The sequence below is a fragment of the Pseudomonas sp. MWU12-2345 genome (genome assembly GCF_023242385.1).
In the GTDB taxonomy this organism is placed as follows: domain Bacteria; phylum Pseudomonadota; class Gammaproteobacteria; order Pseudomonadales; family Pseudomonadaceae; genus Aquipseudomonas; species Aquipseudomonas gingeri_D.
In genome coordinates this window covers 173,643-187,425 of sequence record NZ_JALLJA010000003.1, presented here as the reverse complement: position 1 = coordinate 187,425, position 13,783 = coordinate 173,643, and the positions used below count along the sequence as shown (strand labels likewise).

Below are 13,783 nucleotides of genomic sequence, written 5' to 3'. Positions count from 1 at the left end.
TTCTGTGGGAGCTGGCTTGCCGACGTTGGCGTCCGAACAGGCAATGCCAGGTTCAAGGGCCCATCGCCGGCAAGCCGGCTCCTACAGTGACCGATGGCGCCTATGACAACCCCGACACCCTGTTACCACTGCGCCCTGCCCGTCCCCTCCGGCAGTCGCTTCACCGCTGTCGTCCTGGGCGAGCCCCGCGAGTTCTGCTGTCCGGGTTGCCAGGCGGTGGCGCAGGCGATTGTTGCCGGTGGCCTGGAACACTATTACAGCCATCGCAGCGAAACTTCGGCCAACCCCGAAAGCCTGCCGGTGCAACTGGTGGACGAACTGGCGCTGTACGACCGCAGCGACGTGCAAAAACCCTTTGTCCGCCATGACGGCGAACTCGCCGAAGCGACCCTGCTGATGGAGGGCATCAGTTGCGCCGCCTGCGGCTGGCTGATCGAGAAACACCTGCTTGGCCTGCCCGCCGTGGCCGAGGCGCGGCTGAACCTGTCCAATCACCGCCTGCAGGTGCGTTGGGCCGACAGCCAGCTGCCGCTGAGCCAGATCCTCGGCGAACTGCGCCATATCGGCTACGCCGCGCACCCCTATCAGGCCGACCAGGCCAGCGAACAGCTCGCCAGCGAAAACCGCAAATCCCTGCGCCAACTGGGCCTGGCCGGCCTGCTGTGGTTCCAGGCGATGATGGCGACCATGGCCACCTGGCCGGAATTCAATATCGACCTCAGTCCGGAACTGCACACCATCCTGCGCTGGGTCGCATTGTTCCTGACCACACCCATCGTCTTCTACAGCTGTGCGCCGTTCTTTCGCGGTGCGTTTCGCGACCTGCGCACCCGCCATCTGACCATGGATGTCTCGGTCTCGCTGGCCATTGGCAGCGCCTACTTCGCCGGGATCTGGACCGCGATTACCGGGGTCGGCGAACTCTATTTCGACGCCGTGGGCATGTTCGCCCTGTTCCTGCTGGCCGGCCGCTACCTGGAACGCCGCGCCCGCGAACGCACCGCCGCCGCCACCGCGCAACTGGTCAACCTGCTACCCGCGTCCTGCCTGCGCCTGGGAGCCGACGGCCAGAGCGAACGCATCCTGCTCAGTGAACTGCGCCTGGGGGAGCGGGTGTTGGTGCATCCCGGTGCCGTGCTGCCGGCTGACGGGCGGATTATCGACGGCCAGTCGAGCATCGACGAATCCCTGCTGACCGGCGAGTACCTGCCACAACCGCGCACCGTGGGGGATGCGGTCACCGCCGGCACCCTGAACGTCGAAAGCGCGTTGACCGTCGAGGTCATGGCCCTCGGCCAGGACACCCGCCTGTCCGCCATCGTCCGCCTGCTTGACCGTGCCCAGAGCGAAAAGCCGCGCCTGGCGCAGCTCGCCGACCGCGCCGCGCAGTGGTTCCTGCTGTTCTCGCTGATCGCCGCAGCGGTCATCGGCCTGATCTGGTGGCAACTGGACCCGACCCGGGCGTTCTGGATCGTGCTGGCGATGCTGGTCGCCACCTGTCCGTGCGCCTTGTCACTGGCCACCCCCACCGCCCTGACCGCCGCCACCGGCACCCTGCACAAGCTCGGCCTGCTGTTGACCCGCGGCCACGTGCTCGAGGGCCTGAACCAGATCGACACGGTGATTTTCGACAAGACCGGCACCCTCACCGAAGGCCGCCTGACCCTGCGTTCCATCCGCCCGTTGCGCGAGCTGGACAGCGAACGCTGCCTGAGCCTCGCCGCCGCCCTGGAAAACCGTTCCGAGCACCCGATTGCCCGCGCCTTCGGCCGAGCCCCGCAAGCCGCCGAAGAGGTCCACGGCACCCCCGGCCTGGGCCTTGAGGGCCGGGTCGGCGAGCAGTTGCTGCGGATCGGCCAGGCGGCGTTTGTCTGCGAACTCGGCGCCAGCCCGCTGCCGCCGACGCCGGACGAAGCCGGACAATGGCTGCTGCTGGGCGACACCCAAGGGCCACTGGCCTGGTTTGTCCTCGACGACCGCCTGCGGGACGACGCCCCCGCATTGTTGGCAGCCTGCCGGGTCCGGGGCTGGCGCACGCTGCTGCTGTCCGGCGACAGCTCGCCGATGGTCGCCAGCGTCGCCGCCGAACTGGGCATCGATGAAGCCCGGGGCGGCCTGCGCCCGGACGACAAGTTGCAAGTGCTGCGCGACCTGCATAGCCAGGGCCACAAGGTGCTGATGCTCGGTGACGGCGTGAATGACGTGCCGGTCCTGGCCGCCGCCGATATCAGCGTGGCCATGGGCACGGCCACCGACCTGGCCAAGACCAGCGCCGACGCGGTGCTGCTGTCCAATCGCCTGGGCGCCCTGGTACAAGCCATCGGCCTGGCCCGGCGGACCCGGCGGATCATCATCGAGAACCTGATCTGGGCCAGCCTGTACAATGGCCTGATGTTGCCGTTCGCCGCCCTCGGCTGGGTCACCCCGGTGTGGGCCGCGATCGGCATGTCCATCAGCTCGCTGACCGTGGTGCTCAATGCCTTGCGCCTGACCCGCCAGATCACGTGAAAACTACTGCGCTCGGAAATGCTGCGTTAAAAACAGGCTCGGAATGCTCATTTACAGTCAGTAAACTCCGCTTCCTCGCCTGTTTTTGCCTTGCCTTTCCTTCGCTCGCTACGTTTTCACGGGATCTGGAAGTGAGAAATTATGAAAAAGCAAAGCCCGTTGCCGGCCTGAGCCGCGCGGGCATGGAGTTCCCATGCCAGCTCTCTACATCATGATCCCCGCCGCGCTGCTGATCGTGGCCATCGCCGTCTACATCTTCTTCTGGGCAGTGGACAGCGGCCAGTACGACGACCTCGAAGGTCCGGCCCACAGCATCCTGTTCGACGACCAGGACCCGAACCACACCGCCGCCGTCGAAGAAAGCAAAGCCACCCCGGACAAGCACGACAAGGCCCCACCCCATGCTTGAACTCGCGCCCCTGCTGGTCTCGGCGCTGATTCTCGGCCTGCTCGGCGGCGGTCATTGCCTGGGCATGTGCGGCGGCCTGATGGGCGCCCTGACCCTGGCGATTCCCCCGGAGCAACGCAGCCGGCGCTTTCGCCTGCTGCTGGCCTACAACCTCGGGCGAATTCTCAGCTATGCCAGCGCCGGCCTGCTGATCGGCCTCGCCGGCTGGGCCGTGGCCAGCAGCCCGGCGGCGCTGTTTCTGCGGGTGATCGCCGGCTTGCTGTTGATCAGCATGGGCCTGTACCTGGCCGGCTGGTGGAGCGGCCTGACCCGTATCGAAAGCCTGGGACGCGGCCTGTGGCGGCATATCCAGCCGCTGGCCAACCGCCTGCTGCCGGTGTCGAGCCTGCCCCGCGCCTTGCTGCTGGGCGCGCTCTGGGGCTGGCTGCCGTGCGGGCTGGTCTACAGCACCCTGCTCTGGGCAGCGAGCCAGGGCAATGCCGTCGACAGTGCGCTGCTGATGCTCGCCTTCGGCCTGGGCACCTGGCCGGTGCTGCTGGCCACCGGGCTGGCGGCGGAGCGGGTCACCGCCGTGCTGCGCAAACGCAGCGTGCGCATGAGCGGCGGCCTGCTGGTGATCCTGTTCGGCCTGTGGACCTTGCCGGGGCCGCACCAGCACTGGTTGATGGGGCACTAACGGCCGTTGATTCAGGTCAAGATGGCCCAGTGGCGCAGCCCCTAGACTTCGGATATTGCAGCCAATCCGGGGGAACGCCCGCATGCTCGACGCCATTCGTTGGGACTCAGACCTGATCCACCGCTACGACATCGCGGGACCGCGCTACACCTCCTATCCCACGGCCGTACAGTTCAACAGCCAGGTCGGCACTTTCGACCTGCTCCACGCCCTGCGTGACAGCCGCAAGGCCCTGCGGCCATTGTCGCTGTACGTACACGTGCCGTTCTGCGCGAACATCTGCTACTACTGCGCCTGCAACAAGGTCATCACCAAGGACCGCGGCCGCGCCCTGCCCTACCTGCAACGCCTGGAGCAGGAAATCCAGCTGGTCGCCTGCCACCTCAACCCGGCGCAGAAAGTCGAGCAACTGCACCTGGGCGGCGGCACCCCGACCTTTCTCAATCACGACGAACTGCGACAACTGATGAGCTGCCTGCGCCAGCACTTCAACCTGCTGGACGACGATTCCGGCGACTACGGCATCGAGATCGACCCACGGGAAGCCGACTGGTCGACCATGGGCCTGCTCCGTGAATTGGGCTTCAACCGGGTCAGCATCGGCCTGCAGGACCTCGACCCGAACGTGCAACGGGCGGTCAATCGCCTGCAGAGCCTGGAAGAAACCCGGGCGATCATCGAGGCGGCGCGGACCCTGCAATTCCGTTCGATCAATATCGACCTGATCTACGGCCTGCCCAAGCAGACCCCGGACAACTTCGCCCGTACCGTCGACGAAGTGATCAACCTGCAACCCGATCGCCTGTCGGTGTTCAACTACGCCCACCTGCCCGAGCGCTTCATGCCGCAACGCCGGATCAACAGCGATGACCTGCCGGCGCCGGCCGACAAGCTGGAAATGCTCCACCGCACCATCGAGCAACTCACCGCCGCCGGTTACCGCTATATCGGCATGGACCACTTCGCCCTGCCCGACGACGAGCTGGCGATTGCCCAGGAAGAATCGACCCTGCAGCGCAATTTCCAGGGCTACACCACCCACGGCCATTGCGACCTGATCGGCCTCGGAGTCTCGGCCATCAGCCAGATCGGCGACCTCTACTGCCAGAACAGCAGTGACCTGAACCAGTACCAGAACACCCTCGCCAGTGCGCAACTGGCCACCAGCCGGGGCCTGTTGTGCAACGCCGACGACCGCCTGCGCCGGGCCGTGATCCAGCAGATCATCTGCAACTTCAGCCTGGAGTTCGCCGATATCGAGCGCCAGTTCAATATCGACTTCGGCGGTTATTTCGCCGCGCTCTGGCCACGCCTGACGGAGATGGCCGCGGACGGCCTGATCGAACTCGACAGCCAGCGCCTCACGGTCCTGCCGGCCGGGCGCCTGCTGGTGCGTTCGGTCTGCATGGTCTTCGATGCCTATCTGGAACAGCAGAACCGCCAGCGTTTCTCGCGGGTGATCTGAAGGATCGATCGGTTTGCCACGGCCGGGCCCCGGACCTGCGCGGTGCCACTCACGCCAACCCAGGATCCGAGTTTGGGGGGTCACCCACGGCAGGGGTGCGCCATTTCGGCGCAGGCTGGCCTGAGCGACCCTAGCTGGGTTACCCTTACGTCTTATGTGTGTTCTCCCACAAGGATTTAAGAAATGTCCGACCCAGTGAAATTGCGCACCCACAGTCAGGCCCATTGCAAGGATTGCAGCCTGGCCCCTCTCTGCCTGCCCCTTTCGCTGAATCTGGAGGACATGGATGCGCTGGACGAAATCGTCAAGCGTGGCCGACCACTGAAGAAAGGCGAGTTCCTGTTTCGCCAGGGCGACACGTTCGGCTCGGTCTATGCCGTGCGCTCCGGGGCGCTGAAGACCTTCAGCCTGAGTGACGGCGGCGAAGAACAGATCACCGGTTTTCATTTGCCGAGCGAACTGGTCGGCCTGTCGGGCATGGATACCGAGACCTATCCGGTGTCGGCCCAGGCGCTGGAAACCACTTCGGTCTGTGAGATTCCCTTCGAGCGCCTGGACGAACTGGCCCTGCAACTGCCGCAATTGCGCCGACAGTTGATGCGGGTGATGAGCCGGGAGATTCGTGACGACCAGCAAATGATGTTGCTGCTGTCGAAAAAGACCGCCGACGAGCGCATCGCGACTTTCCTGGTCAACCTTTCGGCGCGCTTCCGTGCCCGGGGTTTCTCGGCCAACCAGTTCCGCCTGAGCATGTCGCGCAACGAGATCGGCAATTACCTGGGGCTGGCGGTGGAGACCGTCTCGCGGGTTTTTACCCGTTTTCAGAGCAATGAACTGATCGCCGCCGAAGGCAAGGAAGTGCATATCCTCGACCCGATCCAGCTCTGTGCGCTGGCGGGGGGGTCGTTGGAGGGCTGATGCGATTGTGGCGTTCTGGAGGACGCCAAGAGCTTCGCGGGCAAGCCCTGCTCCTACAGGTTTGTGCGTGCTTCAGACTTGTGTCCGACACCGCACTGTAGGAGCAGGGCTTGCCCGCGAAGAGGCCCTCAAGACCACCATATGAACCTGCCGGACTAACCCAGCACTTCGCTCAACGGAATAAAGTTGACCCAGTCACCTTCCACCAGGGTGCTCTCCTCCAACACCTCGACCAAACCCTCTGCCCACGCCGCACTACGCAGCACGCCGGAGCTCTGGTTGCGGTAGATGATCGCCCGGCCGTTTTCCAGGCGCCCGCGCAGGTATTCACGACGATTGCCCGGCTTGGGCCAGACAAACCCGGCCGGCACCTTGAACTGCAAGGGCCGGACTTCCTGTACGCCCTGGCGACGTAACAGATAAGGCCGGGCCAACAACGCAAAGGTGACCAGGGTCGAAGCCGGATTGCCCGGCAGGCCGATCACCGGCACCCCGCGAAAATGCCCGAAGGTCAGCGGTTTGCCCGGCTTGATCGCCAGCTTCCACAGCTCCAGCTCACCGGCCTCGCGCAAGGCGATGCCAAGGAAATCGGCCTCGCCCACCGACACCCCGCCCGTGGACAGGATCAGGTCGACATCGCCCAACTGCGTCAGGCGCTGGCGGGTTGCCTCCAGGTCATCCGGCAAAATCCCGGCATCCAGCACTTCGCAACCCTGGCGCGTCAACCAGCTGCACAGCAACACGCGGTTGCTGTTGTAGATCTGCCCCGGCCCCAGCGGCTGGCCCGGCTCGATCAACTCGTCGCCGGTGGACAGCACGGCCACCCGCACCCGCCGCACCACGTTCAGCTCGGCACAGCCCAGGGACGCCGCCAAGCCCTGCTCGATCGGCCCCAATCGGGTCCCGGCGGTGAGTACCACTTCGCCCACCGTGGTTTCCTGGCCCTGGGGCCGGATATTCTGCTCAGCCACCAGCGCTTCGATAAAGCGCACCCGCCCATCGGCGAGTACCTCGACGTTTTCCTGCATTTCCACGCAATCGGCCCCCGCCGGCACCGGGGCACCGGTAAAGATCCGCGCGCAAGTGCCCGGCTGCAAAGGCTCGGGGGCCTGCCCGGCAAAAATCCGCTGGCTGACTGGCAGCGGCTCGCCCTGCCAATCGGCCAGGCACAGGGCGTACCCGTCCATGGCGCTGTTGGGCCAGGGCGGCAGGTCGAGACCGGAAATCAGGTCCTCGGCCAACACCCGCCCATCGGCCTGGGCCAACGGTACACGCTGCGCCTCACGGATCGGCGCCGCCTCGGCCAGTTCAAGCAGACGGGCCAGGGCGACTTCCACCGGCATCAAGGCACCGAGCTTGCCCGGCTTACCCGCGGGATTCACAAGGCGCCGCCTGTTTCAGATGGGGGACGAAGTTGCACGGGCGATGGCGCGAGTCCAGCTGCTCGGCGAGGATCCCGTCCCAGCCGGTGCGCACCGCGTTGGTCGAACCCGGCAGGCAGCAGACCAAGGTGCCGTTGGCCAGGCCGGCCAGGGCCCGGGATTGCACGGTGGAGGTGCCGATATCCGCCACGGAGATCTGCCGGAACAGTTCGCCAAAGCCGTCGACTTGTTTATCCAGCAAGCAGGCCACGGCTTCCGGGGTGCTGTCGCGCCCGGTAAAACCGGTGCCGCCGGTGATCAGCACGACCTGGACCACGTCTTCGGCGATCCAGGTAGCGACCTGCGCGCGAATCCGATAGAGGTCGTCCTTGAGCAACACCCGCTCGGCCAGGCGGTGCCCGGCGGCGGTCAGGCGGTCGACGAAGACCTGCCCCGAGGTGTCGGTTTCAAAGGTACGGGTGTCACTGACGGTCAAGACCGCGATGTTCAGCGGTACGAAAGGTGTATCAGCCTTGGCTTTCATAGGCTCGGTCCAGTTGTAGGGAGGAACAGCCCGGTGTTATATCACAGCCTCCCTTTTGATCACTGCTGTCGAGACCACTGCCCATGTCCGTAAACGACTTTTCCATTCTGCTCCTGGCCGGCGGTCGCGGCCAACGCATGGGCGGCCAGGACAAAGGCCTGCTGGAGTGGCGCGGGCAACCGTTGATCGCCCATCTGCATGCCGTGGCGCGGCCGTTCACCGATGACCTGATCATCTCCTGCAACCGCAACCCGGAGCGCTATGCGGCCTATGCCGACCGGCTGGTGAGCGACGACAGCGACGATTTTCCCGGCCCTCTGGCCGGCATTCGCGCGGGCCTCGCGGCGGCACGCCATGGGCATTTGCTGGTACTGCCCTGCGATGTGCCGCAAATCGACGCCGCCTTGCTCACGGCCATGCTCGAGGCCGTTCGCCGCGATCCGAGCCGGCCGCTGATGCTGCGCCAGGGCGAACACTGGGAACCGCTGTTATGTGTGATCCCCACTGCCCACGCCGGAGTCTTCGACAGCGCCTGGGCCCTGGGCGAGCGCAGTCCGCGCAAGGTCATGTTGCAACTGCGGGCCCAGGCCCTGCAGTGCCCGCCGGATGATCCCCGATTGGCCAATCTGAATACCCCGGAACTGCTGCAATCGCCGGATCACTCGCCTGATGCACCCTCATAAGGAACTTGCTGAGCCTATATCCGTCAGAAACTTCAATCAGTGTTGTAATCCATCGGCCCTGACATCCATTAACGCTATTCTCAAAAAACACCCTTTCCGGAGAAGTACCATGACGCAACGGACTCTTGCCGCACTCCTGCTGACAACCGCCCTGGCCGGCCTCGCCGGCTGCTCGTCGCCGACGGTGATCACCTTGAATGACGGACGTGAAATCCAGGCGGTGGACACCCCGAAATACGACGAAGACTCGGGGTTCTACGAATTCAAGCAACTGGACGGTAAAAAGACCCGCATCAACAAGGACCAGGTGCGGACCGTCAAAGAGCTGTAAGGCCTCTACGCTTTCAATACGGAGCCCGCCTTGCGCGGGCTCCGTCGTTTTTGCCCGACGGCGGCGACGTACAGGCACAACCCGCGGGTACGGCCTATTCTATGGGAATCCCTCACTCGAGCCCATTTCTCTTCCGGTAGCTGAATCATGAAAGTCCTGATGCTGCACGGCCTCAACCACCATCTGTTCGGCAAGTGCGAGCCGATCCGCCATGCGGGCATCACCCTGGAACAGATCGACGAGCGCCTGCGCACGCTGGCCCGGGAACTGGACGTGGATGTCACCAGTTTCCAGACCAACAGCGAGGGGGCGATGTGCATCCGCATTCGCCAAGGCGCCCGCGAGCAGGTCGACGCGGTGCTGATCAATGCCGGTGCCTGGGCCCACAGCAGCTACGATATTCGCGACGCCCTGGCGCACTTGTCGGTGCCGGTGATCGAGTTGCACATGGCCAATATCAATCGCAACGAACCCTTGCACCAGCCTTCGGTGCTGGCCGAAGTGGCCCGGGGCCAGATCTGCGGTTTCGGCGTCGACAGCTACCTGCTGGGCCTGCGGGCCGCGGTGAGCGCGGCTCAGGCCCAAGCCCAGGCCTGCTACTGACGGCCGTCGGTGTCACCAGTGCAGAACGATCTCGCTCTCGAAGCGACGCTCCCGGTCGCTGATCGGATCAATGAAACGCAAGCCCTGGGCCAACAGCTTGAGAGGGTTGGCGTAGTCATCCACGGCATCCTTGAGCACCTGTGGATAAAACGGGTCGTTGCAGATGCCCGCGCCGAGGGCCGCCATGTGCACCCGCAACTGATGCTTCTTGCCCGTCACCGGATACAGCCCGTAGCGCCACAGCTCGCCATTTTTTTCAGCGACCTCGACAGCGGTTTCGGTATTGCTGGTACCGTCCCCTTCGCGCATGCGGAAAAACGGCTCGCCTTCCACCAGGCGGCTTTTGTGCACCAGCGGGAACGACAGGCTCGGCAAGGCACGGGCAATCGCCTCGTAGCGCTTTTCAATCTGCCGGGTCGGAAACAGCGCCTGATAGGCCGAACGGCTCGCGGGATTGGCCGAGAACAGCACCAGGCCGGCGGTGTGCCGGTCGATCCGATGCAACGGCACCAGGTGCGGATTGTCCAGACGGTGGATCAAGCGTCGCAACAAGGTCTGCTCGACATACTCGCCGGCCGGCGTGACCGGCAGGAAATGCGGTTTGTCCGCCACCACCAGGTGTTCATCGGCGTAGAGAATCGTCTCCCTCACCGGAATCGGCGTCTCGTTCGGCACTTCGCGAAAGTAGTGGATGCGCAGGCCTTCGCGGTAAGGCAACTGCGCGCTGATGGCCACTCCCTCGGCGTCCAGCACCCGGCCGCGGGCAATGCGATCGAGCCATTGCTCGCGGCTGATCGCCTTGAAATGTTCGCACAGGCAGTCCAGCACCGTGGCCCACGAACCGGGTGGCAGGTACAAGGTGCTGGCCTGGTGCTCGGCGGCATTGAAGGGCAAGGCGGACATGACAGGACTCGAACGGCTGGGCAAGCCGGCATTATCCCGCAAGACCCCGGCAGAACCTAGGCTCGCGGTAACGCAATCGCGATGCCCGTCGCCCTGCCCGTGCCTCAGCCCGAAGCGATCTTGCTACCCAGCAGCTTTGCACCGGCCGCCTCGGTGTAGTCCTTCAGCCAGCGCAACACATCCACCGCCTCCCAGCGCCCCGGATCGTAGAGGGCGTACAACAAGCCCTGGTAACCCACCACATCCAGTTGCCGGTGATAACCCGCGCGCTGGAACAGGGCTTCGATTTCCGCGAAACAGGTGTTGAAATGCAACTTGTTGAACGGTGTCTTGCCTTCCGTTACCAGCCCGTCCAGGCGCAACTCGAGTACAGCCTCGCGCACCACATCAGCGGACATGCGGTTCACGCTGGATTTCAATTGTTCGACATTGAGCATGCTTTAACCCTCTTAATCTCTCTGGATTCCGTTCCCGGGTGCGCACGTCAGGGTGGGCATCCTGTCCCAACACCGGAACGAAAACTGTATAAACATACAGTAACTGATTTTTTGATGACCCGCCAACCGATTGCCGCCTGCCGGCAGCCCTCATGATTCCCTGGGATGGACTTTTCCATAGACGTTGCCGCCGATGAACGAGCCCACCGTGCCGAGGATCACCATGGCGTAGGTCCCACCATCGATCTTTCCATACCAGGTCAACGCCGCGGTGCTTACGCCAACCACCACGGTGGCCAGGAACTTGCGACCGCCCAGTTGGTTGACCAGCAGAATGGACCTCCCTTTCATTTCATTTCCTCCCTTGCACCACTGGAACGTGCTGCCTCAAACGTCATGCAGCGACGTAAGCACAGTCGTTTTTCCAGCGCAACCGCAGGTAATTTGATGAAACAGAAGCGCCACCACCACCCGACAAGGGTGCAGCAGGCATATGACAGGAGCGAGATAGATCGCTTCAGCGTAGAAAAGCCACGACCTGCTCGACATCAAAGGGCCAGTCCAACTCGGCCCTGGTGTCCGCCCGGCGTAGCACCGGAATCCGCAAGCCATAGGCATCGAACAAGGCCTCATCGGCGGCGATATCCACCAGTTCCACCATCAGGCCGTGATCGACCAGCGGCATCAGCAGGGCTTCGGCGACTTCACAGAGATGGCAACCCAGGGTGCCGAACAGCTGGCATTCAGGAAGCATGGCAAGGGGTCCGGGAAAGGATGAAGACTTATTCTAGGTCCGTCATCCGGGCCAGTCGAGCGACGACACGGCCCTCAGAGCAGGAAGCGCACACGCCGGCTGACGAGGATCAGCAATGGTGCCGCGACTAAAGCCAGGAGCAGCACTACCGCGGTCAGGGTATTGCCGTACGCCAGTCCCGCCGACAACGCCCCGTAGAGGAACAACGGATGCACATAGTAGAGCGCGGAGGACAACTTGGCGTTGAGGTTGCTGCTGGAAGCGCGGAAAAACACGAACGGCAACAGGAACAACGCCGACGTGACCAGCGGCAACGATGCCAGGAAATCGAAGTTCTGCCGGGCATCGGCCTGATGCGAGTAATTCAGCCAGGCTTCGCCCAACAGCAGGGCCAGGCCGAGCGCCAACGCCAGGCAGACCTTTCCCCGGGTAGCCCGTTCCGGCACGCCGTGACGGGCCAGGAGAAACCCCAGCGCCATGAACGGAAAGCCCATGAACAGGAAATTCCGCGCGGTGTAGTCGTTCTGGTTGAAATGCTGGAGAAAGGCGTTGGGCAGCTCGAAATAGACCCGGGCATATTGCAGCACCAGGCCGACCACAAAGGCACTCGACGCCAGCGCCAGCAGCAGGCCCGTGGGTCGATTGCGCAACAGGTAGAGGATCAGGCCGCCACCGAGCATGCCCACCAGGTACCAGAGGTGGAAGTAACCGATCACGAACTGCTTCAGTATTCCCAGCACGCCGCCGACACTGCCCAGGTCGGCGAAGCTCGCATAGATCGGGCTGTAGACCAGCATCCAGAGCAGATACAACTGCAGGCCACGCTTGAACCAGAGCGCAAACGAGTGCCCGGAGGCGAGGGTCTGCCACAGGTAGTAACCGTTGATGACAAAGAAGGTCGGCACCGCCACGCGGAACAAGCCATTGCACAGCAAGTAACCCACCGCGGTGTAGTTGCCGCCCATGAAATGGCAATGCAACACCACGACAAATATCGCCAGCAGGACTTTCAAGGCATCCAGATTGCCGTTGAGGACTTTAGCCATCCTCATTTGCCGTCCGGCAACGGATCGGACGCTTTGTGGGAGGAGACGGTCCGAAACCGTCGCTTGCAGTAGCTTGTCGCCCGATCGAGCACCGGTTTTTCAAAAAACGAGTAGCCGACCCAGCCGTAACCCCAGACCGCGAGCATCATCAGGACCAGGAACACCAGATTGTCCTCGATATGGGTCGGCCAGTTGCCGATGATCTGCCAGGCCCGGCCCACGACGCCGAGCACCAGCAAGTGCGAGAGATAGATGGTGTAGGACATATCACCGGTGAAGACCAGAAAGCGTGGGCAACGGATCAACTGGCGCCGCTCCAGCAAGGCCAGCGACAGTGTCAGGGCGCCGAATACCAGCCCCACCCACAGCATCCTCGGCAAGCCCTCGGTAGAGAACAGTTCATAGTGCCCGATCAAGGCAAAACCCGGCACCAGCGCCGTCGCCAGGACCAGCCAGAGCACGGCGTTCGGTACTTTTGCACTGTGCCGACCATAGAAGAACAGCGCCGCCGCGCTGCCGATAATGAATTCCAGTGCATAGGGGTGCAGGATAATCTTCAGGGCCGAGGAATAGTCGCGCCAGGAGTCCAACAGGTTGAACGCCACCAGCGCCACCGCCCAGGCCAGCAGCAACAGCGGCAAGCCACGCTCGCGAAACCCCAGCAGCAGGCTGAACACCAGGTAGAACCACAACTCGAACACCAGCGACCAGGCCACCATCACCAGCAATACCCGATCATTGGGCAGCAGCAGGAACGACAGCCACAGGTTGGAACCACCGTGGGAGCTGTTGACCAGCATCGGCTGGACCAGATAGACCGCCAGGGTGATAAAGAAGTAGAGCCAGTAGTTGGGGTAGATCCGCGAGACCCGGTTGAACAGAAAACGCTGGGCCTGGACCCGATCCTGGAAGCGGCCGCGGGTGACGATCACCATGACGAAGCCGCTGATGACAAAGAACAGGTCAACGCCCAGCTGGAAAAAATCCACCCACGCCGGCAGCAAGGTATCGCCGCCGGAGTACTTGTGCTCGACCGCCGCCATGTGGAACAAGACCACGCCCAGCACTGCCGCGCCCCTCAAGCCTTGCAGTGAATACAGACGCTCCATAGACCTCTCCGCTCGACGGGAACCTGGCCACACGCC

General features: G+C 63.6%; 16 protein-coding genes. 8 read left to right on the top strand and 8 right to left on the bottom strand.

Annotated elements, in window-relative coordinates:
- The first annotated feature begins 102 nt into the window (after positions 1 to 102).
- From M5C71_RS09320 to fnr, 5 genes are all read left to right on the top strand, one after another.
- Positions 103 to 2,508, top strand: coding sequence for a heavy metal translocating P-type ATPase (locus M5C71_RS09320; protein ID WP_248767684.1), 2,406 nt, complete (start codon positions 103 to 105; stop codon positions 2,506 to 2,508).
- Between the two features lie 193 nt (positions 2,509 to 2,701).
- Positions 2,702 to 2,917 carry a cbb3-type cytochrome oxidase assembly protein CcoS gene (gene ccoS, locus M5C71_RS09315; RefSeq protein WP_103499330.1) on the top strand — a complete coding sequence of 72 codons (216 nt, stop codon included), beginning with the start codon at positions 2,702 to 2,704 and terminating at the stop codon, positions 2,915 to 2,917.
- The gene (locus M5C71_RS09310; protein ID WP_100940583.1) at positions 2,910 to 3,593 is read left to right on the top strand and encodes a sulfite exporter TauE/SafE family protein; all 684 of its coding nucleotides are present in this window, start codon (positions 2,910 to 2,912) and stop codon (positions 3,591 to 3,593) included. Before ccoS ends, M5C71_RS09310 begins: the two co-directional genes overlap by 8 nt.
- Before the next feature lie 82 nt (positions 3,594 to 3,675).
- Entirely contained in the window at positions 3,676 to 5,058 is a 1,383-nt protein-coding gene (hemN, locus tag M5C71_RS09305) for an oxygen-independent coproporphyrinogen III oxidase (protein WP_103499329.1), read from the top strand.
- A gap of 183 nt (positions 5,059 to 5,241) precedes the next feature.
- Complete coding sequence (gene fnr, locus M5C71_RS09300) at positions 5,242 to 5,976, top strand: fumarate/nitrate reduction transcriptional regulator Fnr (RefSeq protein WP_103499328.1); 735 nt, start codon at positions 5,242 to 5,244, stop codon at positions 5,974 to 5,976.
- 155 nt (positions 5,977 to 6,131) lie between these two features.
- Here fnr and glp read toward each other — a convergent pair whose 3' ends face one another.
- The gene (gene glp / locus M5C71_RS09295) at positions 6,132 to 7,319 is read right to left on the bottom strand and encodes a gephyrin-like molybdotransferase Glp (protein ID WP_248767755.1); all 1,188 of its coding nucleotides are present in this window, start codon (positions 7,317 to 7,319) and stop codon (positions 6,132 to 6,134) included.
- Between the two features lie 22 nt (positions 7,320 to 7,341).
- Positions 7,342 to 7,881 carry a molybdenum cofactor biosynthesis protein B gene (gene moaB, locus M5C71_RS09290; RefSeq protein ID WP_017125903.1) on the bottom strand — a complete coding sequence of 180 codons (540 nt, stop codon included), beginning with the start codon at positions 7,879 to 7,881 and terminating at the stop codon, positions 7,342 to 7,344.
- Between the two features lie 83 nt (positions 7,882 to 7,964).
- On the opposite strand from moaB, the gene mobA reads away from it, so the two are divergent.
- From mobA to M5C71_RS09275, 3 genes are all read left to right on the top strand, one after another.
- Positions 7,965 to 8,564: a molybdenum cofactor guanylyltransferase MobA gene (gene mobA, locus M5C71_RS09285; protein WP_248767683.1), complete on the top strand. Its 600-nt coding sequence runs from the start codon at positions 7,965 to 7,967 to the stop codon at positions 8,562 to 8,564.
- Between the two features lie 109 nt (positions 8,565 to 8,673).
- Entirely contained in the window at positions 8,674 to 8,895 is a 222-nt protein-coding gene (locus M5C71_RS09280; RefSeq protein WP_103499324.1) for a YgdI/YgdR family lipoprotein, read from the top strand.
- 147 nt (positions 8,896 to 9,042) lie between these two features.
- Positions 9,043 to 9,498, top strand: coding sequence for a type II 3-dehydroquinate dehydratase (locus tag M5C71_RS09275; RefSeq protein WP_177103006.1), 456 nt, complete (start codon positions 9,043 to 9,045; stop codon positions 9,496 to 9,498).
- Positions 9,499 to 9,510: 12 nt separating this feature from the next.
- Here the strand turns inward: M5C71_RS09275 and M5C71_RS09270 are convergent, their stop codons facing one another.
- From M5C71_RS09270 to M5C71_RS09245, 6 genes are all read right to left on the bottom strand, one after another.
- A complete protein-coding gene (locus M5C71_RS09270; protein WP_103499322.1) occupies positions 9,511 to 10,401 on the bottom strand; it encodes a pseudouridine synthase in 891 nt (296 codons plus the stop codon).
- Positions 10,402 to 10,505: 104 nt separating this feature from the next.
- A complete protein-coding gene (locus M5C71_RS09265; RefSeq protein ID WP_100940592.1) occupies positions 10,506 to 10,838 on the bottom strand; it encodes a transcriptional regulator in 333 nt (110 codons plus the stop codon).
- Positions 10,839 to 10,988: 150 nt separating this feature from the next.
- Positions 10,989 to 11,189, bottom strand: coding sequence for a hypothetical protein (locus tag M5C71_RS09260; protein ID WP_100940593.1), 201 nt, complete (start codon positions 11,187 to 11,189; stop codon positions 10,989 to 10,991).
- A 166-nt stretch (positions 11,190 to 11,355) separates the two neighbouring features.
- The gene (locus tag M5C71_RS09255; protein WP_103499321.1) at positions 11,356 to 11,592 is read right to left on the bottom strand and encodes a glutaredoxin family protein; all 237 of its coding nucleotides are present in this window, start codon (positions 11,590 to 11,592) and stop codon (positions 11,356 to 11,358) included.
- A gap of 74 nt (positions 11,593 to 11,666) precedes the next feature.
- On the bottom strand, positions 11,667 to 12,638 hold the full coding sequence (locus M5C71_RS09250) for an acyltransferase family protein (RefSeq protein ID WP_248745621.1): 972 nt from the start codon (positions 12,636 to 12,638) through the stop codon (positions 11,667 to 11,669).
- A gap of 2 nt (positions 12,639 to 12,640) precedes the next feature.
- A complete protein-coding gene (locus M5C71_RS09245) occupies positions 12,641 to 13,747 on the bottom strand; it encodes an acyltransferase (RefSeq protein ID WP_103499319.1) in 1,107 nt (368 codons plus the stop codon).
- Positions 13,748 to 13,783 lie beyond the last annotated feature (36 nt).